Origin of the sequence: Pseudoalteromonas caenipelagi, assembly GCF_013140855.1 — a bacterium.
Classification (GTDB): domain Bacteria; phylum Pseudomonadota; class Gammaproteobacteria; order Enterobacterales; family Alteromonadaceae; genus Pseudoalteromonas; species Pseudoalteromonas caenipelagi.
This window is the reverse complement of the sequence record NZ_JABBPG010000001.1, coordinates 308,475-332,762: the sequence shown is the minus strand read 5'-3', so window position 1 is coordinate 332,762 and position 24,288 is coordinate 308,475. Positions and strand designations below refer to the sequence as shown.

General features: G+C 41.7%; 22 protein-coding genes and 1 pseudogene. 11 read left to right on the top strand and 12 right to left on the bottom strand.

Going from position 1 to position 24,288, the window contains the following annotated elements:
- From HG263_RS01390 to HG263_RS01380, 3 genes are read right to left on the bottom strand one after another with little or no spacing between them, the layout of a single operon-like run.
- Positions 1–891: a carbon-nitrogen hydrolase gene (locus HG263_RS01390; protein WP_171624297.1), complete on the bottom strand. Its 891-nt coding sequence runs from the start codon at positions 889–891 to the stop codon at positions 1–3.
- Positions 892–899: 8 nt separating this feature from the next.
- On the bottom strand, positions 900–1,937 hold the full coding sequence (locus HG263_RS01385) for an agmatine deiminase family protein (RefSeq protein ID WP_171624296.1): 1,038 nt from the start codon (positions 1,935–1,937) through the stop codon (positions 900–902).
- A 54-nt stretch (positions 1,938–1,991) separates the two neighbouring features.
- Positions 1,992–2,591, bottom strand: coding sequence for a PilZ domain-containing protein (locus HG263_RS01380; protein WP_171624295.1), 600 nt, complete (start codon positions 2,589–2,591; stop codon positions 1,992–1,994).
- 181 nt (positions 2,592–2,772) lie between these two features.
- Here HG263_RS01380 and HG263_RS01375 point away from each other — a divergent pair, with 181 nt between their 5' ends.
- Both HG263_RS01375 and HG263_RS01370 read left to right on the top strand, forming a co-directional pair.
- Positions 2,773–3,381, top strand: coding sequence for a GNAT family N-acetyltransferase (locus HG263_RS01375; protein ID WP_171624294.1), 609 nt, complete (start codon positions 2,773–2,775; stop codon positions 3,379–3,381).
- Between the two features lie 337 nt (positions 3,382–3,718).
- A pseudogene (locus tag HG263_RS01370) lies at positions 3,719–4,114 on the top strand (hypothetical protein); the annotation flags it as partial.
- Positions 4,115–4,169: 55 nt separating this feature from the next.
- Here HG263_RS01370 and HG263_RS01365 read toward each other — a convergent pair.
- Positions 4,170–7,343 (bottom strand): efflux RND transporter permease subunit, encoded by a 3,174-nt coding sequence (locus HG263_RS01365; protein WP_171624293.1) that lies wholly within the window; start codon positions 7,341–7,343, stop codon positions 4,170–4,172.
- Between the two features lie 6 nt (positions 7,344–7,349).
- On the bottom strand, positions 7,350–8,522 hold the full coding sequence (locus tag HG263_RS01360) for an efflux RND transporter periplasmic adaptor subunit (protein WP_171624292.1): 1,173 nt from the start codon (positions 8,520–8,522) through the stop codon (positions 7,350–7,352).
- Positions 8,523–8,815: 293 nt separating this feature from the next.
- Here HG263_RS01360 and HG263_RS01355 point away from each other — a divergent pair, with 293 nt between their 5' ends.
- Positions 8,816–9,415, top strand: coding sequence for a TetR family transcriptional regulator (locus HG263_RS01355; RefSeq protein WP_171624291.1), 600 nt, complete (start codon positions 8,816–8,818; stop codon positions 9,413–9,415).
- Here the strand turns inward: HG263_RS01355 and HG263_RS01350 are convergent.
- The 6 genes from HG263_RS01350 to HG263_RS01325 form a co-directional block, all read right to left on the bottom strand.
- Positions 9,399–11,243: an ABC transporter ATP-binding protein gene (locus HG263_RS01350; protein WP_171624893.1), complete on the bottom strand. Its 1,845-nt coding sequence runs from the start codon at positions 11,241–11,243 to the stop codon at positions 9,399–9,401. The two genes, HG263_RS01355 and HG263_RS01350, sit on opposite strands and share 17 nt — an antisense overlap.
- A gap of 153 nt (positions 11,244–11,396) precedes the next feature.
- Positions 11,397–11,843: a ferric iron uptake transcriptional regulator gene (gene fur / locus HG263_RS01345; RefSeq protein WP_171624290.1), complete on the bottom strand. Its 447-nt coding sequence runs from the start codon at positions 11,841–11,843 to the stop codon at positions 11,397–11,399.
- Between the two features lie 108 nt (positions 11,844–11,951).
- Positions 11,952–12,479, bottom strand: coding sequence for a flavodoxin FldA (gene fldA / locus HG263_RS01340; protein ID WP_171624289.1), 528 nt, complete (start codon positions 12,477–12,479; stop codon positions 11,952–11,954).
- A 14-nt stretch (positions 12,480–12,493) separates the two neighbouring features.
- Positions 12,494–12,772 carry a LexA regulated protein gene (gene ybfE / locus HG263_RS01335; protein ID WP_171624288.1) on the bottom strand — a complete coding sequence of 93 codons (279 nt, stop codon included), beginning with the start codon at positions 12,770–12,772 and terminating at the stop codon, positions 12,494–12,496.
- A 2-nt stretch (positions 12,773–12,774) separates the two neighbouring features.
- On the bottom strand, positions 12,775–12,996 hold the full coding sequence (locus HG263_RS01330) for a DUF2788 domain-containing protein (RefSeq protein ID WP_171624287.1): 222 nt from the start codon (positions 12,994–12,996) through the stop codon (positions 12,775–12,777).
- Between the two features lie 85 nt (positions 12,997–13,081).
- Positions 13,082–13,846, bottom strand: coding sequence for an alpha/beta fold hydrolase (locus tag HG263_RS01325; protein ID WP_171624286.1), 765 nt, complete (start codon positions 13,844–13,846; stop codon positions 13,082–13,084).
- A gap of 127 nt (positions 13,847–13,973) precedes the next feature.
- Between HG263_RS01325 and seqA the strand changes: the two genes are divergently transcribed.
- From seqA to HG263_RS01290, 7 genes are all read left to right on the top strand, one after another.
- Positions 13,974–14,525: a replication initiation negative regulator SeqA gene (seqA, locus tag HG263_RS01320; RefSeq protein WP_171624285.1), complete on the top strand. Its 552-nt coding sequence runs from the start codon at positions 13,974–13,976 to the stop codon at positions 14,523–14,525.
- Between the two features lie 9 nt (positions 14,526–14,534).
- Positions 14,535–16,172 carry a phosphoglucomutase (alpha-D-glucose-1,6-bisphosphate-dependent) gene (gene pgm, locus HG263_RS01315; protein ID WP_171624284.1) on the top strand — a complete coding sequence of 546 codons (1,638 nt, stop codon included), beginning with the start codon at positions 14,535–14,537 and terminating at the stop codon, positions 16,170–16,172.
- 108 nt (positions 16,173–16,280) lie between these two features.
- On the top strand, positions 16,281–17,315 hold the full coding sequence (astE, locus tag HG263_RS01310; RefSeq protein WP_171624283.1) for a succinylglutamate desuccinylase: 1,035 nt from the start codon (positions 16,281–16,283) through the stop codon (positions 17,313–17,315).
- Between the two features lie 286 nt (positions 17,316–17,601).
- Entirely contained in the window at positions 17,602–18,819 is a 1,218-nt protein-coding gene (locus HG263_RS01305) for a thiamine pyrophosphate-dependent dehydrogenase E1 component subunit alpha (RefSeq protein WP_171624282.1), read from the top strand.
- Positions 18,819–19,796, top strand: coding sequence for an alpha-ketoacid dehydrogenase subunit beta (locus HG263_RS01300; RefSeq protein WP_171624281.1), 978 nt, complete (start codon positions 18,819–18,821; stop codon positions 19,794–19,796). Before HG263_RS01305 ends, HG263_RS01300 begins: the two co-directional genes overlap by 1 nt.
- 9 nt (positions 19,797–19,805) lie before the next feature.
- Positions 19,806–21,368: a dihydrolipoyllysine-residue acetyltransferase gene (locus HG263_RS01295; protein ID WP_171624280.1), complete on the top strand. Its 1,563-nt coding sequence runs from the start codon at positions 19,806–19,808 to the stop codon at positions 21,366–21,368.
- 253 nt (positions 21,369–21,621) lie between these two features.
- A complete protein-coding gene (locus HG263_RS01290) occupies positions 21,622–21,936 on the top strand; it encodes a hypothetical protein (protein ID WP_171624279.1) in 315 nt (104 codons plus the stop codon).
- 47 nt (positions 21,937–21,983) lie between these two features.
- Here HG263_RS01290 and HG263_RS01285 read toward each other — a convergent pair whose 3' ends face one another.
- Complete coding sequence (locus HG263_RS01285) at positions 21,984–22,754, bottom strand: IS4 family transposase (protein ID WP_171624278.1); 771 nt, start codon at positions 22,752–22,754, stop codon at positions 21,984–21,986.
- A gap of 80 nt (positions 22,755–22,834) precedes the next feature.
- On the opposite strand from HG263_RS01285, the gene HG263_RS01280 reads away from it, so the two are divergent.
- Positions 22,835–23,809, top strand: a complete 975-nt coding sequence (locus HG263_RS01280; protein WP_171624277.1) for a transposase — start codon at positions 22,835–22,837, stop codon at positions 23,807–23,809.
- The last annotated feature ends 479 nt before the right edge of the window (positions 23,810–24,288 follow it).

Sequence of the window (24,288 nt, the reverse complement as noted above, 5' to 3'; positions counted from 1 at the left end):
TTAGTCTCGGTAAATTTTACACAGGTCTTGATAATGATCGATGCGGCGATCTCTCAGATATGGCCAAATGCGGCGCACTGATTCACTACGTGCTTGATCAATTTCTACCACAAGCGTCTGCTCTTGGGTTTCACTTGCGTGAGCTAGCATTTCACCTTGTGGACCCGCAACAAAAGAGTTGCCCCAAAATTGGATACCTTCACTTTGCCCACTTGGGTCTTGTTCATGGCCAACACGATTAACGCTTATCACTGGTACTCCATTGGCAACAGCGTGTGCGCGTTGTGAGATTATCCAGGCGTCGCGCTGGCGTATTTGTTCATCTTGATCATCTCTAGGATCCCAGCCGATAGCGGTCGGATAAATGAGCAACTGCGCACCAGCCATTGCCATTAACCTCGCCGCTTCAGGGAACCATTGATCCCAGCACACCAGTACACCAAGTTTACCAACAGACGTTTCGATTGGGGTAAACCCTAAATCGCCAGGAGTGAAGTAAAACTTCTCATAGAAACCAGGATCATCAGGAATGTGCATTTTTCGGTACTTTCCAGCTATGCTGCCATCACTTTCAATGACGACGGCTGTGTTGTGGTAGAGCCCTGTCGCACGTTTTTCAAATAACGACGTAACGATAACAATATTTAGCTCGTTGGCAAGTTTTGAGTAGAAGTCGGTGCTTGGGCCTGGAATCGGCTCTGCCAAGTCAAACAGGTCAGTATCTTCTGTCTGACAAAAATACAAGCTACGGTGTAACTCTTGAAGTACCACGAGTTTAGCCCCTTGTTTTACCGCTTCTCGAATACCTTGTTCCGTTTTAGTTGTATTGTGTGCCAAATCGTGTGTGTTGGCATGCTGTACTAAACCAACTTTTAATAATTGTTGACTCATGATGTGACCTATTTTAGAAAACCACGTGGTAGCTGCATTGTTATACAGTGCAAGCTACCGAATTGATGAATGATTGGCAGGCAATTTATACCTATTACAGTGTGTTCTGGATACGCTTTTTGTACTTGAGATAACGCAAGCGAATCTTGCTTATCGCCGTATACGGGCACTAATACAGTACGGTTGATTATCAAATAATTTGCGTAGGTGGCAGGCAAGCGATCGCCTTCTTTGTTATAAACTGCTTTTGGCCAAGGCAGCGGCACTAATTTATAACTTTCTCCTTGGCTAGTTTTAAAGCTCATTAATTGCTTTTCCATAGCACTTAATGCTGCAAAATGCTCGTCGTTTTGCTCTTCACACTGAACATAAACAAGCGTATTGTTGGGCGCAAACCTTACCAAAGTATCGATATGGCTGTCGGTATCGTCACCTGCAAGATAGCCATGGTCAACCCATAAGAAGTCGATGGCACCTAACTCGTCTTTAAGCAAAGACTCAATGCGTTGTTTATCATATTCTGGGTTGCGATTGGGGTTGAGCAAACATTCAGAGGTGGTCAATAAAGTACCATGCTCATTAATCTCTATACCTCCGCCTTCTAGTACAAAGTCTAAGGCTTTATATTGATTAAGAGGGTTGGCCGTTTGCTTAACTAATGAGCGGTTAATAGCGTTATCGAGTGCAGCTTCAAATTTGTTACCCCAGCCATTAAACACAAAATCTTTTATTACCAGTTCACCTTGTTGATTGGCACAGGTCAAAGGGCCATGATCGCGAGCCCAAGTGTCGTTGCAGGGCGTGACAACAAAAATGATTTTTGATAGATCAACGTCAGCTTCAAGCAGCAGCTTTGTAATATGCAATTTAAGTGGCTCGTCGTGCGCAACGATTAGCACAGATTGCAGCTGACTGATGTGCTGACACAAAGTAACGTAAACAGGCTCAACATCATCTAGAATGCTTGCCCAGTCTGTGTTTTGATGCGGCCAAGTAAGCATTACAGCGTCTTGAGGCGCCCATTCAGGTAAAAGTCTAAAGGTCATGATAAAACACTAATAAATAACTAAGCCGTTAGTTTATCATTGTGCTCGAAGGTGTCAGCTATTTTGTTCTTTATTCTGCTCTGATTGGCGTTTTTTTAGCTGTCGGGTTTGTGCATGTAGGCTTGCGCGGACGACTAGCTCGCGATCTTCGTCCCTAATATTGCTAAAAGCAAGTGAGTATTGAAATTTGCCCGATGGCAGTTTATCTATTGCGATGATTTCACTGAAACAGTAAATGGCTGCGGCTTCCTGACGTAAAAAGAGTTTAGTCCGAAACGCACTGCCAATTGAATATTCGATTTCTGAGCTAAAGCGAATACCTCCACCACCATAGGAATCGCAAAAAATGTTGTCTTCATCGGGCTGTTCGGTGGCGAGAATATGGCTCATCATCAAATCTATTTTTCGCGACTGTGCTTGCAAGAATGCAGCTAGCTCAGATGCAAAATCGCCCATATTTCTTAAGGGACTGAGCATACTATGGTCAAGCTCTTTCATTTCGGTGCTTAATTTGAACAGCGCGGGGATCCGTGATTCTAGCTCTGCAAGAGTTTGCGGAACTTCATCCTGGCTGGTCACTTTAAGATTGACCTGATTTGCGTCGTCTACTTGAAAGTACTGTTCAAAGTTTTCCAGAAGTTGCTGCTTGTTCATATCACGACCACACTGACCTTTTATTTAATATTAACGGGTTAGCACTAAAAACGCCATAGATGTGCACATTACATGTATTTCAAAACGAACTATTTCGAATAAAAATCTGTACAAGTGTCATTTTGTAACAATAATGTATTACACCTGTTACCTAAAAATTAACTTTTATCAGAGGTTTTATATGGATATAATCGAAAAGGACGTAGAGGCCTTAACTTACGCATTGTCCTTGCCAAAAAATTTAGTGATCAGAAATGCAACGCGCAACGATGTTAAAGATATGGCAAAAGTAACGTGTGAGAGTTGGCAGCTAGCATTTCGACCATTCCTTCCTAGAGAGGTACTTGCTAAAGGGACGCCCGCATTTTTTGAGCAAATCTGGTTATCAATCTTGACTCAACCCGAAAAGCACAACGCGATATTAATCTGCGATGGTCGAAAAATAGCTGCATGCGGCGCAACTGGTGGATATAGAGCCTCTCACAATCCTGTCAGTCGAAAAATATGTAAACTAAACGCAGGTGAGCTATATCGGGGATATGTTCAGCCTAGCTACCAAGGCAGGGGCCTTGGACAAGCATTACTCAGAGCTAGGTTGCTCAAGCTCTATGAGGAAGGATATCAAAAAGCGTATACCTGGATTTATGCCAAAAACAATCGAGCACGCTCTTTTTATGAGAAGCATGGGGCGGTAAATTTGGATAGCGCACAGGGATTGACCATGAATAAGTATCCCTTTGAAGAAGTGTGTTATGGACTTGAAGTAAATAGAGTTTTTGACTTTCACTAGATAAAATAGCTATAAATGTAAAATTTTAGTGATGCATGTGAGTTTAATGTTTAGCGATTTCGAGTGGGAGGCTATTATCATTCTGTCGAGTGAATAAATAATTCGATTTGAATTGTGTATGCAATTAGAAATTCTCTAAATATATGTAAAGTTAATTATATAATTCACATAATTGTTGAATTTTAAATTTCTTTAAGGATAAAAGATGACTATACATCGCGTAGAAGTTGTTGTTGATTGCGAAGCAATTGAAAATGGTGCTGCTGGAAGTCGAGCAGTAAATATGTATGCATCGCAAGAAATTGTGCTTAGTAACTCATAAGGTTCTTATGAGTTAAGTATCCGGGTAAATAATGACGACATCATCCGTTGGAGTGCTTATCCAAAAGAGACTCAACCCGAAGGAAGCGACGAAAACTATTCAGTTATCATCGATGCAGAACATGACTGGAATAATAATACGCTATTAAAAGACTGGACAGCTTACCAAGGTAACGCACCAGTGTACGTTTATGAAAACGACGCAATTCCAATGACACAAGATCAGCGTGTTAATATTGTGCGTCAAACTGCATATCAGCCGTTTGTACAAGCCAACGCGACGCTACCAGGCCGTCCAAATCCGGGTGTGTCACAAGTAGAAGCCTATACCTTTTATGTGAAAGTTTACAAAGGTACTGAGTTAATCAAAGAAATTAACTGGGACCCATATGTAACGGTTGTTCAACCTTAATTATGTAAACATAGTTTCCAAAGAAAAGGCGACCTAAGGGTCGCCTTTTTTAGTGTTATGCTAAACCTTCGGTGGTTTCAACATGTTCCTTTTTATGTTGTTGCGCAATTTCGTCAGCGAGCTCTTCTCTGGAGCGTTTTTCCGTGAGTCGCCTGTTTGTTAACCAGAAAAAGAATAATGGAACAAAAAATATTGCTAAGAAGGTTGCGGCCATCATACCACCCATGACGCCAGTCCCGACGCTATGTCGAGCGCCTGCCCCCGCGCCAGAACTGATCACTAAAGGAACTACGCCCAAAATGAAAGCTAGTGAAGTCATAATAATTGGTCTAAACCTCAATCTAGCTGCTTCTAATGAAGCTGCGCTTGCACTCCAGCCCTGTTGATGTTTCATTAGCGCATACTCTACGATCAGTATTGCATTTTTGCTGGCTAAACCTAGCAGTGTCACTAGACCAATTTGAAAGTAGACATCGTTAGTAAGTCCTGCAACCCATATTGAAACTAATGCGCCAAATGTACCGAACGGTAAGGCCAATAGCACTGAAAAGGGCAGTGACCATCGCTCATAAAGGGCGGCCAAAATTAGAAATACCATAATGACAGCCAAACCAAGTGCTAGGCCAGTTGTTCCTGAACTTTGCTTTTCTTGATATGCGGAACCTGTCCAGTCATAGCTCATATCCGGTGGTAACACTTCACGTGCAATACGTTCCATTTCTGCAATTGCTTGACCTGAGCTATACCCTGGTGCCGCTTCCCCCAATAACTTAACGGCAGATAAATTATTGTAGCGTTCAAGCGTATCTGGACCTCGGCTGTACTCTATATCAGTAAATGCGGAAATAGGCACCATATCACCGTGATTGTTCTTTACATATATGCGGCCAACATCTTCAGGAGACATTCTAAACTCAGCTTCAGCAGAAAGCAGCACCTGCCACGCTCGCCCAAATTTGTTGAAATCATTGACGTAATAGGTGCCTAAATTTGCTGCGAGTGCGTTAAAGGCACTGTTGATGTTAACACCCATAGCTAGGGCTTGCTCTCTGTCCATTTTAACTTTAAGCTGCGGTGCATCAGGGCGCCATAAGGTTTGTAAGCTTGCAAGTACAGGGCTTTTTTGTGCTTCACCCATCAACAACTGCATGCCCTGTTTAAGCTTTTCATGGCCACCTGCACCTTTGTTTTGCAAATAAACTTCAAAACCTCCCGTATTGCCAAGTCCAAAAATAGCAGGGGGGTTGAAAGCAAGTACCAGAGCTTCATTGATATGTGCGGTTTTCATATATAGCTCGCCAACTAAGGACTTAGTATCAATATTGCGTTCGTCCCAATGCTTTTGAGTAACAAACAAAGTAGCTGCGCTATTTTTATAACCATTTCCGATAAAGTCAAAACCGGTAAAGGCGACTACATTTTCATTCGCTGGGTTTGATTGAACTGCTGCGATGACTTCATCAACAACTTCAGCTGTGCGCTCTAAAGAAGAGCCATCAGGTAGGAATATAGCTGAGATATAAAACCCTTGGTCTTCATCAGGCACTAAAGAGCTTGGTGTATTTTTCCAAAGAGCCCCAGTGATAACAACCATCGTAGTAACAAGCACCAAACCTAAAAGCCCGCGTCTAACCATAAAGCTCACTGTGCCAACATAGCGTGCAGTTATCTTTGCAAACAGGTTATTAAACCATAAAAAAAAGCCTGCGGTTTGCTTATGCTCATGCTTCAAAATAAGTACACATAGGGCAGGTGTCATTGTTAATGCTACTACACCAGACAGGCTTACGGAAATTGAAATGGTGATCGCAAACTGTCGAAATAGTTCGCCTGTTAAACCACCAAGGAAGGCAATGGGTACAAATACCGAGCATAAAACCAAAACGATGGCCACGACTGGTCCGCTCACTTCTTGCATAGCTTGAATTGCGGCATCCCTAGCGCTGATGTGCTTTTCATGCATTATACGTTCAACGTTTTCAAGTACAACAATCGCGTCGTCAACCACAATACCGATAGATAGCACCATGCCAAATAAGGTCAATGTGTTAATTGAATACCCAAGCATATACATGCCAGCAAAGGTACCGAGCAATGACACTGGCACAGCTAGTGTAGGTATCAGTGTTGCGCGCCAGTTTTGTAAGAATAGAAATACCACGAGAAACACTAAAACCATTGCTTCCCCTAGAGTTTTTAACACTTCGCGTATTGATACTTCAACGAAACGCGTGGTGTCATACGCCGTCAAGTGTGATAAACCGATGGGAAATTGTGTTTTTAATTGCTCTATTTCTTGCTTTACTTGCTCTGCAACATCGAGTGCGTTCGCGCCAGGTTGTAAGAAGATCCCCAGTAGCACAGCTTGTTTGCCGTTAACAGTACCCGCAAAGTTATAATCTTTTGAGCCAAGCTCTACACGGGCAATGTCTTTAAGTCTTAAGTTTGAACCATCTTGATTGACGCGGATTAAGATATCTTCAAATTCTTCAGCACTAGATAAACGCCCTTGTGCGGTGACACTGTATACCAGTTCTTGCGCGTGCTCCGCAGTGGGGGTGGCACCGATTTGACCTGCAGCGTATTGAGAGTTTTGCTCTCTAATTGCAGCCGATACTTCCTCGACAGTCACAGCTAATTGGCTCATTAAATCTGGACGAAGCCAAATACGCATAGCGTAATCTTTAGCGCCAAATATTTGTACGTTTGTAGTGCCTGGGATCCGTTTGATTCTATCGAGCACGTTCATCGTGACATAGTTTGAAGTCCAAAGACTCGTTCGAGAATCGTCTGGAGAATAAAAGGCATGAACTTGCAAAAAGCTCGAAGAGCCTTTTGCGACAACCACCCCTTGACGACGAGTTTCCTCGGGCAGTCGAGCTTCAACCTGTTTTATACGATTATTAACATTTACCGCGGCTTGATCTACATCGGTACCAATTTCGAACGTAACAGCAATGGTTGTTACGCCTGAGTTGGTGCTCGTTGAGCTCATGTACATCATCCCTTCGACGCCCGTTATGGCATTCTCAATTGGCGCAGCAACGGTTTGTTCAAGTACCTCTGCTGAGGCGCCGGGATAAACAGCAGTAACCTGAACCACTGGCGGTGATATTTCGGGATATTGAGCCACAGGCAAGCTTCGCATGGCTGCAAGGCCTGCTAATACAATGACGATAGAGATAACAAAAGCAAAGATGGGTCTATCTATAAAAAAACGTGAAAACATGGGTAATTATGCTCCCTCTTCGGCCACTTGAATTGGCATTCCGGGGAAGAATATTCTTGCCATACCTTCTATTACTACATTTTGACCTTCCTGTAGGCCTTCTCGGATCACCCAGAAGTTTTTACCATTTTTTTGCACCCACTCACCAACTTCAATGGGCGCGGGTAATGCCACTAGCGTGCCTTGCTCATTTTTAGTTGCGATGTAAACAAACTTGCCTGTGCCATTGTCTAGTACCGCTCTTTGAGGAAGTAACACAACATTATGCCGAATTGCACCATCTAAACGTACACGAACGAATTGGCCGGGCCTAAGCTGTGAAGCGGGGTTTGCGACCTTTGCTTGTAACTCACTTGTCCCTGTATAGCGGTTAACCCTTACATCAGAAAAGTTAACTTTACCCGTTTGAGAATAAATGCTGCCATCTTGCAATATAATCTGCGCACTAAATTCATTGTTTTTTGGTAATGTAAGGCTGCCGTTTTCCACATCTTGACGCATTTTGAGTTGCTCGCGCTCAGAAAAGCCGAATCGAACTCGCATATTGGTTGTATCGGTGAGCTCGGCAAGCAATAGCTCTGGTCCAGACACATAACTCCCTTCAGAAACAAGCTCTCGGCCAATGATACCTGAAACTGGCGCTTTAACTTGGGCGTACTCTAGATTTAATTTGGCTTCGTTCAATGCCGCCTTTGCCAACTCTAAATTTGCAAGAGAAATATCATAGTTAGAGGCAGCATTATCAAAGTCTCTTTTAGAGACAGAGCGTTCGTTGGTCAGAGTTTCAAATCGGTCTCTTTCGCGCTTATTTTGTGCAACCTGAGCTTTAGCAGCATCGAGTTGAGCTTGAGCTTTTTCTAATTCTAGCTTGAACGGCTCTAAGTCGAGTGTAAATAAAGATTGGCCTTCATTAACAATCTGGCCTTCCTCGAAATTTCTTGATTCGACTATCCCTGATACTCGGGCTCGGATCTCTACCTCTTTGTTACCTGCAAGCGTTGCCGGTAGTTCAATGGTGATAGGTACATTAGTTTTAGCCACATTTTGAATGCTCACCGCAGCGGGTGGCATCGATTGTTGAGATGATTGATTTTGTTGGTCATTGCAACCGAATATGAATACAAGTGTACTTAAAGATAATACGATTAGTTTTACACGACTAAAGAAGTGTGGATACATATTTACTCCAATTCCCATTTTTGCAGTAATTTTACTTTGCATTTAGATGTAGATATTTAGGCGTCGTATATAGTTGTGAGTGACCAAACACGACTATTACCCTAACCAGAGGGTGTCCATACCATATACAATATATACCATCGTGAACTTTTATGGACGACTTTTGGACTTTTGTAAGGGTAAACGCAAGTGTATACCTTTTTTTTATTTTGGTAAACGATGGCGTTTACTATATCTTTTGAATTTTTTTGTTAAAATATGGCTAATTAAATCAAGTGTTAGCGTATTCAGTTGTGAGTTATTCAATAAAACAAGAAGACATTTTGCGTGCGGCAATCACGCTGTTTGCACAAAATGGATTATCAGCAACAACCATGGAACAAATTAGCGTAAATGCGAACGTCTCCAAACGCACGCTTTATAAACATTATGCGAATAAAGAAGCGCTGTTTGATGCTGTGGTCGATTTACTCATTTCGAGGATTGAACCGCTTACGGCTATTCAGTTTATCCCAAATTATGATTTCAAAACTCAACTTAAACATTTGGCTATAAGCGCAGTGACGTTACTCAGTGACGAAGACTACCTGACATTAGCTCGTATTGTGATCATCGAATCCATGAAGTCACAGCAGCAAGCAGACTCCTTAAACGAGCGCTTTATGAACTGTGAAAAGGCCCTGTTACAATGGTTTGAAGACGCGTCGTACGCTGATTGTTTAGGCCGCTTTGATGCGCAAATTGCTGCCGCAATTTTTTGGGGCGGATTGAAGAAGCTAACCTTCTGGGAGCAAGTGATAAAGTGGCAAGCACCTTTAGATGAAAAGGCGCTTGAGGAGTTAATCGAGCAAGTGTGCTTGCTATTTTGCTCAGGTGTTACTCAACACCAATAAAGCCACCAGTTTGGTGTGCCCATAACTTTGCATAAATACCACCTTTGTTTAGCAGTTGCGTATGTGTTCCTTGTTCCACAATCTTTCCCTGTTCCATAACAATTAGCTTATCCATTTGCGCAATGGTTGATAGCCTGTGCGCGATAGCAATAACCGTTTTTCCTGTCATTAATGTATCTAGGCTATCTTGTATTGCTGACTCGACTTCTGAGTCGAGTGCAGAAGTCGCTTCGTCTAAGATTAAGATAGGAGCGTTTTTAAGTAATACTCTTGCTATGGCGATACGTTGGCGTTGACCACCTGAGAGCTTAACACCTCGTTCTCCAACTTGAGCATCAAAGCCTTGGTTACCCTTTGCATCTTCAAGCTGTTGAATGAAATCATATGCTTGGGCTTGCACAGCAGCATCTATAAGTTCTTGGTCGGTTGCATCAGGTCGGCCATATAAAATATTATCACGTACACTTCGGTGAAGCAGGGAAGTGTCTTGTGTCACCATCGCAATTTGTTGACGTAAACTTTCTTGCTTAACGGTACTTATATCTTGGTCATCAATCGTGATCGCGCCATTGTCCAAGTCGTAAAACCGCAGTAGTAGATTAACTAAAGTAGATTTTCCTGCGCCAGAGCGGCCAACAATACCCACCTTTTCGCCGGGCTTAATAGACAAACTTAGATTATCAATTACGTTACTTTGGGTATTTTTATCAATGCGTTTATACGCGAAATTAATACTGTTGAAATTAATAGCACCTTGCTTAAATTGCAGCTGTTGAGCATTAGGCGAATCTTTAATTTCTATGGGTTTGGATAGGGTAGTGATGCCATCAGCAACAGTACCAATGTTTTCGAACAAGCCACTTAGTTCCCACATGATCCACTGTGACATACCATTCAAGCGGAGCGCCAAACTGACTGTTATCGCAATTGCACCTACCGTAATTGCGTTGAAAGACCATAAATAGAGAGATAATGCAGCGACAGTAAAAATGAGTAGGTAATTGAGCGTTTGGACCAGTACATTTAGGCTGGTTGCAAGGCGCATTTGTTTATATACAGGCTGTATGAACACATCCATACTGTCTTTGGCATATTGCTCTTCACGCTTGGTGTAGGAGAAGAGTTTTACTGTGGAGATATTTGCATAGCTGTCTACGATTCTTCCTGTCATTTCGGAGCGAGCGTCAGCTTGTTCACTAGAGATTCTTTTCAGCCTAGGAACAAAGTAAATTTGTATAGTGACGTATAAAAATAACCATCCCAACATGGGCAACATTAAACGCATGTCGGCCTGGCCAACAAGGGCGAGCATAGCGCCAAAATATACGACGATATATACAAGCACATCGAGTAATTTCATCACCGTTTCTCGTATTGCTAACGCAGTTTGCATAACTTTGGTTGCAATACGGCCTGCAAACTCATCTTGGTAGAAGCTCATACTTTGATTTAATAGATAACGATGTGCTTGCCAACGAATGGCCATGGGGTAATTACCAAGCAGGCTTTGGTGCAAAATAGCGGAGTGAAAGAATACCAGTATCGGAAAAACTATCACGGTTATTATTGCCATAGAAGTTAGCTCGGAACGTTTGCTTTCAAATAGTGCTTGTGGTGTGTATTGAGATAACCAGTCGACTAGATTTCCCATAAACGAAAATAGTGTGACTTCTAGAATAGCAAGCGCTGCAGCACAAAGAGACATAAAAAATAGCGGCCATTCCATCCCTTTTGTATAAAAACGGCAGAATGCGTAAAGAGATTGAGGAGGCTGAGAAACAGGCGCATCAGGAAAAGCATTGGTAAAGCGTTCGAAAATTTTATACATCATAATTCTCTTTATTATTACGTGCGCTATTTTATCTATTCGCTTAGAAATAGCACGTTATCAAAACGATTATTGGGCGGGAAAATGGATAACTCACACAATAAAAAACCGGCGTAAGCCGGCTTTTATCGAATCTGAGACTAAGCGTAATGCTTAGTTGCCATTCTCTTCTGCAAACTTTTTGCACGCGGCTTTGTCTTCGCATTCACCGTATAAGTACAATGAATGGTTGGTAAGCTTAATGCCATTTTGTTTAGCGATTTCATCTTGTCGAGTTTCAATCACTTCGTCTTCAAACTCAACAACTTTACCGCACTTTAAACAAACTAAGTGGTCGTGGTGAGTGCTACCAGACAGTTCAAATACAGACTTGCCACCTTCGAAATGGTGACGGGAAACGATGCCCGCGTCATCAAACTGGTTTAAAACACGGTAAACCGTCGCAAGACCAATTTCTTCACCTAAATCTAGTAAAATCTTATAGACATCTTCAGCACTGATATGCTGATTGTCTGGCGATTGTAAGATTTCAAGAATTTTAATCCTTGGAAGGGTTACCTTTAAACCTGCTTTTTTTAATTCTAAGTTGTGATCAGTCATTAAATCTGTCTCAATCTATTATGTGTATTTATCTTAGGTTATTTGCACGACGCTGCTTTACCTAAGAATAACGTGCTATGCATTTAAGTGCAAAGCATGAAAAAAATATCAGTCTTCAAGCTCTGCAAGGCACATTTCATCGTAAACCTGTGCACACCAGTCTTTGACTCGCTGCTCAGTAAGCTCTGGTTGACGATCTTCGTCTATGCCTAAACCTACAAAGTGGTTGTCATCAACAAGTGCTTTAGATGCTTCAAACTCGTAACCGTCTGTTGACCAGTTACCAACAACGATAGCACCACGCTCTGTAACGATGTCGTTGATCATGCCCATCGCATCTAAGAAGTATTCAGCGTAATCTTCTTGGTCACCACAACCAAAAATAGCTACCAGCTTACCTTCAAAGTCAACTTCTTCAAGTTCCGGGAAAAAATCATCCCAGTCACATTGTGCTTCACCATAATACCAAGTAGGAATGCCGAATAAGATTAGGTCAAATTCTGCAATTTCTTCTTTACTACTTTTTGCAATGTCTTTGACGTCTACAAGCTTTTTACCTAGCTCTTTTTGTATCATCTTAGCAACGTGTTCAGTGTTGCCGGTATCACTGCCAAAAAATATACCTACGCTTGCCATTAAATACTTACCTTCTATCTATTATTCGCTAATTTTTCTTGCAAGATAGTTTCTATCAACGCGCTACGGCTGAGATTTTGCTCATCAGCCATGTCACTTAGAGCTTGATAAAGCTCTGAAGAGACTTTGAATTCTACGCGTTTTAAACCTCTTGCACGATCACGCTTAATTTGATTGCGCTTGTTAACCTTTAATTGCACTTCTCGAGGAAGTGGGTTGGTTTTTGGTCGGCCTGGGCGCTTTTCATTTTCAAATAAGTCAATCGTGGTTCTATCTGTTTCAGATTTTGCCATTTCTAACCAACACCTGCACCTTGCCAGAAGACTTGAATTAGTCCTTTAGCAATGAATCCTGAACAGCCCAAAAACAACACTAACCAAACGATGTACCTACCAAATTTTGGAACATCGCCTTTTTTAAGAACGTCTTGTATCGCCATTCCAATAAAAAAGAAGATCCCCGCTAAAGCGAAATACAGTCCCAAGGTTTCAAATTCATTTATAAACTGACTGACCATGTGCGCTCTACTAAAAACTCAAACGGCGCGTACTATAACATAATCATTCACGATAAATTAAGGTCGTAACGCAAAAACAAACGGATTATTGAAGAAAATCAATAATTGAACGATTCACTGCTTGAGGTTTCTCTGCATGCAGCCAATGCCCTGCGCCGTTGATAACCTTTGCTTTCGCTTTGGGAAAGCATCTTAAAATCGCACTTTTATGCTCAGGTAGAATATAGTCTGAATTATTACCTTTGATAAATAGGGTATCACACAAGCAAGAATGAGTCTCATTAATATTTGATGTTATTTTGTTATAGTTTGCTGCGATAACGGCTAGGTTAAAGCGCCAAGTAAAGCGACTTTCGCTGTTTTTAGTCAGGCTCTTAAGCAAAAACTGTCTTACTCCAGGCTCGTCTATATCCTGCGCCATCAGCTTATCGGCTTCACTTCTGCTATTTAACTGTGGGCTTTTTGAAACCGCATTAAGCCCATGGATGATAGCCTCATGACGAGCGTGATATGCGACTGGAGAAATGTCTAACACAACCAATCGGTTCACTCGTTGCTCTGCCAACATTGCGACTTGCATTGCTACTTTTCCACCCATTGAGTGACCGACTAAGTGAGTATCGGTAATGCCTAGATGATCCATAAGAGCGAGAATATCGTTCGCCATAGTAGGGTAATCCATTGCGTCATCATGAAACGAGTGGCCATGATTTCTCAAATCGACGTTTGTTACTGTAAAGTGTTCGCTCAGTGCTTTTGCAATGATATTTAAATTATCCAACGAACCGAACAGTCCATGAATAAGTACAACATTTGGCCCTTGGCCAGTTTGTGAGTAGTTAAGTAACATTTTCTCTCCTAGCTTAAGGGATTAATTGTGCCAGTGTTAGGCAAAAATTCAAAGCCGTAGAGTAATATGCGAAATCAGGATATAATCGCACACAGATGCAGAAAAATTCAGTAATGACAGGAAAAGCATGAAGAAAATAGAAATAGATGACGAACTTTATCAATACATCGCTAGTAATACACAAAGTATTGGCGAAAGTGCTTCACAAATATTACGTCGTTTATTGAACCTCTCTACTGACAGTAATAGAACGAACGCCATCTGTGATGAAAGTACGCATGTTACTGAACAACCCGAACAAAGCACAGATACAGCAGTTGAAAAAGAATCAGTTGAATCTAACGCTAATGTATTTAACATTCTAAACAAAGAAGAACTGGCCATGCAAAAAGGTGTGGTTGGGCGCTTTTTGTTTATTCTTTGCGCTTTACATCGTACCCATAAAAAAAGCTTTCATAAAGTGTTAGATATCAAAGGGCGTGATAGGATCTATTTTGCAAAAAGCAAAGAAGCGTTACTTGAAAGTGGTAGTAGTATGAATCCCAAAAATATTCTTGATAGCGAATATTGGGTGATGACCAACTCAAATACGACTCGTAAGAAAATGATGCTTCATGAAGTCGCATTAAGCTTAGGCTACACTGAAGCGCAAGCCGAAACTATCCGAGACTACCTATAAGGACATCTTATGGCAATCCATCCAGGTGCTGGGAAACCAGTAACACAGTCGCAATTGGTTAATATTCCAAAACTTGTCTCTGCTTATTATATTAATGAGCCAGACCTTGAGCAAAATCCTGAGCAATGTGTTGCTTTTGGTACATCAGGTCACCGAGGCTGCTCATACGACGTCAAGTTTAATGAGTCGCATATCTTAGCGATCACTCAGGCGATTTGTGATTACAGAAAAGCAAATGATATATTTGGCCCTTTATTTTTAGGTAAAGATACTCATGCACTATCAGAAGCTGCTTTTAATTCTGCTATTGAGGTATTGGTTGCTAATGAAGTGCAGGTGATAACTCAAGAAGATGACGACTACACACCTACACCGGTGATCAGCCACGCAATTGTTTGCCATAACAAAGAAAATCCAAATGAATTGGCTGATGGTATTGTAATTACGCCTTCGCACAATCCACCTGAAGATGGTGGTTTTAAATATAATCCTCCTAATGGCGGACCTGCAGATACTGATGTAACAAAATGGATTGAAGATAGAGCAAACAAGTTACTGCTAGAAGATTTAGTAGAAGTGGAACTATTTTCGTTTGCTAAAGCAAGACGTTCTGGGTTTATAAAGTATCAAGATTTGATCACCCCGTATGTAGACGACTTAGCAAATATTATTGATTTGCAAGCAATAGCAAAAGCGGGTGTATCGATAGGTGTAGACCCTCTTGGTGGTTCAGGCATCAACTTTTGGCCTGTTATAGCGCAAAAATACAATCTCAATTTAACGGTTGTTAATGATCAAATCGATCCGAGGTTTGCTTTTATGCCGCTCGATAAGGACGGCAAAGTACGTATGGATTGCTCATCTCAGTATGCGATGGCAAATTTAATCGCAATTAAAGATGACTATGATATCGGTATCGGTAATGACCCAGATTATGACCGCCATGGTATCGTTACCAAAGATGGTCTAATGAATCCGAACCATTTTTTAGCCGTGGCTATTGATTACCTTATTACTCATAGAGATTGGCCAAGTGATGTAAAAATTGGCAAAACATTGGTTTCATCGGCAATGATTGACAGAGTAGTGCAGGCTAACAATCGCGAAGTTTATGAAGTACCTGTAGGCTTTAAGTGGTTTGTTAAAGGGTTAAGCAAGCAGTGGTTAGCATTTGGCGGTGAAGAGAGTGCTGGAGCCTCGTTCTTACGTCTAAATGGAGATGTGTGGAATACCGATAAAGATGGCTTTATTTTAGGTTTACTGGCCGCAGAAATTTTAGCGGTAACAGGCAAAACACCATCACAGCGTTACCAAGAGCTTGAAGCACAGTTTGGTGCGCCGATATATAAAAGAATCGATGCACCTGCGTCAGCTGAGCAAAAATCACGATTAAAAGCGCTGAGTCCGGAAGATGTAAAAGCCGATCAGCTGGCAGGTGATAAAATAACCCAAATATTAACCAATGCTCCAGGTAATAAAGCTGCGATTGGTGGCTTAAAAGTCGTGACGCAAAACGGTTGGTTTGCGGCTCGCCCTTCTGGCACAGAAGATATTTATAAGATATACCTTGAGTCGTTTAAAGGCGAAGCGCATCTTGAACAGTTAGAGCAAGAAGCGAAAGCGTTAGTTGATTCAGTTATTAGCTAGTTAAAGTTTTGAAACTGAGCCATGCTATTGCATGGCTTTTTTTTATCTAAATATTATCTACCTTTGTATGTTAGGTAGTTTCTCTCACAATTAGAACTTGGTGACCGTATGTACCTAGAAGAATTAAAAACCACAGGCGATTTTTTAACACTGACAAGAAACAATGAGTTCTATTTGCCGCCCGAACGATTTACGTTAGGCAATGGCACAGTGGTAGATGTGCTAGATACAGGTGTGATCCAGTTCACTCCTAGTAGCTACGGCCATAAAGATATCGTTTTATCTAGTGCTGTTCATGGTAATGAAACCGCGCCGATTGAAATATGCGATGAGTTAATTCAAGCGATTATTAAAGAAGAGCTATTGCTTAAGCACCGCGTACTGTTTATTTTTGGCAACCCCAAGTCGATTAATATCGGTGAGCGCTTTGTAGAAGAAAACTTAAACCGCTTGTTTAATGGCACACATGCACAAGGTGGCGTTGAAAATGAAGAGCGCAAACGTGCTGCTAATTTAGAGCAATATGTTAGAGAGTTCTTTACTTCGGTGGAACAGGGTAGATACCGCTGTCATTACGACCTACATACCGCTATTCGAGGCTCTAAAAACGAAAAGTTTGCCGTTTATCCATTTTTACACGGTAAGCCTTGGAAAAAGTCACAGCTACAATTTTTGTTAGCCTGCGGTGTAAATACTGTACTCATGATGCGCACAGAAGCAACGACATTCAGCTATTTTTCTTCAAAGCAATTTGATGCAGACGCATTTACGGTAGAATTGGGGCAAGTTAAGCCGTTTGGCGAAAACGATATGAGCCGTTTTGCAAAAACAAAACAAACATTGTCTGCATTAATTAGCCAGGATAATATTGGATTTGGTGATTTTAATTCATCGGATTATGAGCTTTTTCAAGTCCATCGGACCATTAATAGAACACAACAAGATTTTAGTTTTCCATTTTCAGAAAGTGCTGAAAACTTTACCGGGTTTGCTAAAGGTGAATTGCTTGCTGTAGATGGTGAGACTAGATATTTAGCGGAAGTAGAGGGTGAGGCGATAATTTTTCCAAATGCCAATGTTGCACTTGGTCAGCGTGCTCTGTTGACAGTTATTCCTATGGAAGTTGATGAAAAATTTGTATAACCCACTGTTATAAAAAGATTTAGCCAGCCGTAATAAAATCTTTCCAAGCATAATTATGCAAATTAAGGGTTATTCATCTAGGATTAGTTGAATAACCCTTTACGTTAACGTAAAGTGTCGGTAGTTTTTATTTAATCAATTTGCATTTGTTGAACAGATTATTTTTACAAACTACTGCCAGTTCATAATTAAAATATTCAATGTGATTGGTGCTGTTCAAAACTAGCGTATGTACATACATGCCTGATAGCTGCAAATTTGTTATGACAACAAGAGAAGGTAGGTTATGACTAACCCCAATAACATATCGTTAAATATCAGCCACGCGTTGAAGTTTATAGATAGCCACGCCCTCGATATTCCGATGTTGACTATCTTAGGTGACAACGGTGAAGTACTCGATGGCGCGCAAGCACCAGACATAGATAAAGACACAGCACTAAAACTGTATGAAACGATGCGCTTTATTCGTTTATTGGATGAACGTATGCAAGCTGCACAACGACAGGGTCGTGTGAGCTTTTATATGCAGTGTTTGGGCGAAGAAGCGGCAATTACTGCAAGTGCTGCAGCTTTAAAGCAAGATGATATGATCATGGCTCAATACCGTGAACAAGCGGCTATCGCTTATCGCGGTTTTACCCTTGAGCAGTTCATGAACCAGTTATTCTCTAACGAAAAAGATTTAGGAAAAGGCCGTCAAATGCCTGTGCATTACGGTTCTAAAGAGCTGCACTACCTGACTATTTCTTCTCCTTTGGGCACACAAATTCCCCAAGCCACAGGCTATGCGTATGGCCAAAAGCTTAAGCATATAGACAAAGAGACTGGCAAATTAGAGTCAGAAATCGATAACGTGACCATTTGTTACTTTGGTGAAGGTGCGGCATCTGAAGGGGACTTTCACGCAGGTCTTAATATGGCAGCGGTGCATGAAGCGCCCGTTATCTTCTTTGCACGTAATAATGGCTACGCAATTTCAACGCCTGCGGATGAGCAGTTTAAAGGCGATGGTATTGCCTCTCGTGGTGTTGGTTATGGTATTAAAACCATTCGAGTTGATGGTGCAGATGCACTGGCGGTTTTTGCTGCAACACAAGCTGCTCGTAAGATTGCAGCTGAGCAAGGTGAGCCGGTTTTAATTGAATCAATTGCTTATCGTTTAGGTGCGCACTCAACTTCAGATGATCCTTCTGGCTATCGAAGCAAAGAAGAAGAGGCTGCATTTAAAGCCAATTGTCCAATTGAACGCTTTAAAAAGTGGTTATCGAAGCAGGGCTGGATCGACGAAAAAGAAGATGAAGCTGCAAAAGATAAAATTCGCGAAGATATTTTAGCAGCGGTTAAAGTTGCAGAAAAAGTACAAAAGCCAGCGCTTGAAGAGCTTGTGTCGGATGTTTACGATACGCCTATTCCGTCATTGCAAAAGCAATATGAAGAATTAAAAGAGCATATAAAGCAGCACCCAGATGCCTATCCAGTGACAGCAGGGAGAATTAAATAATGGCTAAAATGAATATGCTACACGCCATTAACTCGGCGCTAGATATCACCATGAATGAACACCCACAGGCGTGTATTTTTGGTGAAGATGTGGGTTATTTTGGTGGTGTTTTTAGAGCAACGTCTGGCTTACAGGAAAAGTACGGTAAGCACCGTGTATTTAATACGCCTTTAACTGAGCAAGGTATTTTAGGCTTTGCCAACGGCTTAGCTGCGTTTGGTGCACCAGCACTTGCTGAAATTCAGTTTGCTGATTATATATTCCCTGCGTTTGACCAGATTGTAAATGAGTCTGCTAAGTTCCGTTACCGCAGCGGTAACGAGTTTAACGTCGGTAACTTGACGATACGCACGCCTTACGGTGGTGGTATTGCAGGTGGCTTGTATCACTCACAATCACCAGAAGCATATTTTGCACACACGCCTGGTTTAAAATTGGTTGTGCCGCGTAACCCTTATCAAGCTAAAGGCTTGCTAAGAGCTTGTATTAAAGATGACAATCCAGTGATCTTCTTTGAACCAAAACGCTTATACCGTGCATCGGTAGGTGAAGTACCCGAAGAAGATTACAGCATTGAGATTGGCAAAGCAGAAGTAGTTAAAACTGGTTCAGACGTTACTCTACTGGCCTGGGGCGCGCAAATGGAAATCATTGAGCAAGCCGCCGCAAAAGCAGAAGAAGCTGGTATTAGCTGTGAAGTGATTGACTTACGAAGCATTTTGCCTTGGGATGTTGAAACAGTTGCTAAGTCAGTTGTTAAAACAGGGCGCCTAATTGTTAGCCACGAAGCACCGATAACTAACGGTTTTGGTGCAGAAATAGCGGCGACAATCCAACAAGAGTGTTTCTTACACCTTGAATCGCCTATTGCTCGAGTATGTGGTTTAGATACGCCTTATCCACTGGCGCTTGAAAAAGAATACGTACCTGATGCATTGAAAGTATTCGCTGCGATTAAGAAATCTGTAGAGTTTTAAGGAATAGTCATGGCAAAAGAATTTATCTTACCAGATATTGGCGAAGGCATTGTTGAGTGTGAAATCGTCGAATGGTTAGTTGCAGTGGGTGATGAAGTGAAAGAAGATCAGCCAATTTGCGACGTTATGACTGACAAGGCGCTTGTTCAGATCCCCGCCGTACATGACGGTGTTATCACCACATTGCACTACGAAAAAGGCGAAATAGCCAAGGTGCATGAGCCATTATTTGCAATGGAAGTGGCAGGCAGTGCGCCTGCAAATGACAGCACTGCGGGTGAAGAAGTGTCAAACTCGCCAGCTAATCAAGGGGCTTCGCAACTTGAAGATTTTATTTTACCAGATATCGGTGAAGGGATTGTAGAGTGTGAAATCGTCGAATGGTTAGTCGCAGAAGGGGATGAAATTAAAGAAGACCAAGCTGTTTGTGATGTAATGACTGACAAAGCTTTGGTGCAGATCCCTGCAAAACACGATGGCATTGTAGAAAAGCTCTACTACCAAAAAGGTGACATTGCTCAAGTACACAGCCCACTATTTCAGTTGCGTTTAGCTGGGCTCAGTGACGCGCCAGCAGAAGCAAAAGTTGAAGTGAAAGCGGCCGCCCAAACGGTTAAAGCTGCAAGTCAGCAAGTACAAAAAGCACAGCTGCCTGCCAATGGTAAGGCAATAGCATCACCTGCCGTTCGTCGCCTAGCGCGTGAGCATGATGTTGACATCAACCAAGTGCCTGGCACAGGTAAGAATGGTCGAGTGTATAAAGAAGACATTACGCGATTTGTAGAAGGTGGCGCGTCAATTAGCTCTGGAGCTAGCGCTGCTGCAACGACCAGTTCGTCAAAATCGACACAAAACCAAACATCTGGCGGCACGCGTGTTGAGCCAATTCGTGGTATGAAAGCGGCAATGGCTAAGCAAATGGTGGCCTCTGTTTCAACTATTCCTCACTTTACGTTTAGTGATGAAATTGACTTAACAGAGATCATTGCGCTGCGTAAAGAGCTTAAGGAGCAATACGCCAAAGAAGGCATTAAGTTAACGATGATGCCGTTTTTCATTAAAGCATTGTCTTTAGCGCTAAAAGAGTTTCCGGTTGTGAATTCTCAAGTGAATGATGACTGCACAGAAATCACTTATTTTGATGACCATAATATCGGTATGGCGGTTGACTCTAAATTGGGGCTATTAGTACCAAACATCAAAGGCTGTCAAAGCAAATCAATTGTAGCGGTTGCGCAAGAAGTAACGCGTTTAACAGATGCAGCTAGAGAAGGGCGCGTATCACCAGAAGATTTAAAAGGTGGTACGATTTCAATCTCAAATATCGGAGCAATTGGTGGCACAACCGCAACGCCTATCATCAACAAGCCTGAAGTGGCGATTGTAGCGCTAGGCAAACTGCAACACTTACCGCGCTTTGATGACAAAGGTAATGTGGTATCAAGAGCCATTATGCAAGTGAGCTGGTCAGGCGACCACCGTGTAATAGACGGTGGCACTATTGCAAGGTTTAATAACCTTTGGAAAGCCTTCCTTGAAAACCCTGCCAAGATGATGATGGCAATGAGTTAACTCATTATTAATTATCAAAAGCCCAGCCATGTTGCTGGGCTTTTTTGTTGGCCCGCGTTTTTCGATTCTTGCTTAAGTAAATTCTCGTTTTGACCTTTGACTCTTGTGGATTATTTGGGGACAAAAAGGTAGTTAATATGTTAATATTTGGCATAATTAAAATTTGTTAGTTGGTGTGATGTGGTTCTAGTGGGTAGAGCATTAACCTGAATTCACTGTTATACCAATAAATTGAAAGCAATTAGAGGATAAAATGAATAAATTTGTGATGCTTTTTCTAGCATTTTTCTCGGTGCAAGCATTTGCTGGCAAAGATGTCGGTACAAGTCAGGTAAATTATGTCTATCAATTGGACAGCGACTCAACTGTTTTTGAGTTTAACTCTAACGTTCCCCATGGTTGCGGTAGTTCTTTATATCGAGTTAAAAGCCCAAACGAATCGGTAGCGAATAGGAAATTTTCAATTGTGCTTACAGCCTTCACCACGAACAATAATTTAGCATTCCATGATACAAAAACTTGTGAAGGTAATAGGTCAGTTGTATCTTGGGTAAGAGTAACGAAATAATCAATGGGGGCAGAGTCTGTACGATCCCCACAAAATCATTATACGTTTCAATAATCATTTTCAGCTCCCACATTTTGAAGCTGCTTAATTGCATTTAAGCAGCTTCGCATATACAGCCTTACGCCTTTATCTACAGCGACACGTTGACCAATAAATTGTAATGACAGTATGTTGCCTGTTTTTAAAGAGTTAGCTTGGTACTGTCTATGCTTGTTCTCAAGTTTAACCGTCATGCCTAAAATCATAAGAAACCAGTGTGCCAAGGTGGTGAGCAATACAAGCAAGGATAAACGGCTTTGAATGGTTGCTTTATTGTATGTGAACCCTTGTCCAAAACGCCGACTTTTCATATCTCTAAATCCTTCTTCTATCTGCATTCTTAGCTGGTAAATCTTGACTAGCTTAGTTGCAGAGTTACGTGAATAAGGAAGTGAGCTAGAGATAAGCCATGGATCTCTCGCTGATTTAATATGCACTTTTGCATGCTTTGATTGTTTTGGTTTTCCCGAACGATTGAGTGCTTTTCTTCCTTTCGCTTTTTGCTTGTAGACAACAAGCTGGCACTTTAGGGGGTTGCTACGAGCAATGCAGCCAATAAATGCTTGAGCATGTTGTGTCGCTTTTCTGTAAAGGTGTGTAATACATTGCCAACACTCCCCGTCAACAGAGTAAAAGTTTGGTAGTCGGGTTCTACTAACAAAGTCCGAACCTTGTGCTAACACACTGCGAAACCAAGGTGTTTTAAAACCTGCATCAGTGACAATAATAGGCTTACAATCTCGCTGATAAAATTTGCAAAATTTGTAAAGGACAGGCACTCGAATTTGAAACTTTAAGTGACTTTTCTATACTTTGAGTTCTTCAAAATCATTTCAATTCTCAGTTCAAGGAGTGAACGATGGGATTAGCAAGGAAGTGTCAAATTAGCCTATCCGATACTAAGTATTATCACTGTGTTTCGCGTTGTGTTCGCCGTGCGTTTTTGTGCGGCGAAGATAAACTCACGGGTAAGTCGTATGAGCATCGACGAGGCTGGGTAGAAGAGCGTTTGTTGTTTTTAGCGCAGGTGTTTTGTATTGATGTCTGTGCCTATGCGGTGATGAGTAACCACACTCATATTGTGCTGTATGTAGATGATAAAAAAGCACAAAGATTGGGTGATAGAGCTATTTTACTACGTTGGCATAAATTGTTTAAAGGCACACTGCTCAGCCATAAATATCTCAATGGTGAAGCGTTAGATGAAGGTCAGCGGTTCTTTTTAAGTAAAGATATCAAAGAGTACCGAAACCGCTTATCGAGCATTAGTTGGTTTATGCGCGTGCTAAACGAGCACATAGCCCGCCGTGCCAACAAAGAAGATAAATGCACAGGCCACTTTTGGGAAGGGCGATTTAAAAGCCAAGCGCTGTTAGACGACGCAGCACTGATGGCCTGCATGGCATACGTAGATTTAAATCCAATACGCGCGAAAATGGCACGGACCCCGGAACAATCAGAACATACCAGCATCAAAAAACGCTGTGAAGCTGCCACATTAGGAAAACAACCTAAACAACTAGCCCGTTTTGTAGGTAGTCCCAGAAAACATATGCCAAAAGGATTGCCTTTTGAGCTGAAATCTTATCTAGAGCTGGTTGAACTCACTGGAAAATGCATACGAGCAGATAAACGAGGGCACATAGAATCATACCAAGCTCTGATTCTGCAGCGCCTCAATATTCAGGCCGAAAACTGGCTAAAACTGACCACCCAGTTTGAACGTGTTTTTCATGGTGCCGTAGGCAAAGCACATTCGTTAGATATGTACTGTGAACGCGCACAACATAAACGACGAAGCAGTATAAAAAGCAGTAAAACGCTGTTAACTTAACCTCAATAAGTCAACCTAATCACCTACACCTCGCTAAGGCATAGACCGAGATGCGATAAACTGTGCCAGTAGCTTTGTTATTTTAATGTAATCAACAACCAAAAAGCGATTTTAGATTACTGAAAGTTACCTTTTGGGAACGTGCAGATTAAGTTAAATGTGAGTTTGGTAAATTAAAGGGCCCAAGGCGCAAAATTTAACCGAGATCCTTTTTAAGTGTGTGTCCTTTTTAAGATTGGCGACTCAACTGTTTTTGAGTTTAACTCTAACGTTCCCCATGGTTGCGGTAGTTCTTTATATCGAGTTAAAAGCCCAAACGAATCGGTAGCGAATAGGAAATTTTCAATTGTGCTTACAGCCTTCACCACGAACAATAATTTAGCATTCCATGATACAAAAACTTGTGAAGGTAATAGGTCAGTTGTATCTTGGGTAAGAGTAACGAAATAATCAATGGAATAATCAATGGGGGCAGAGTC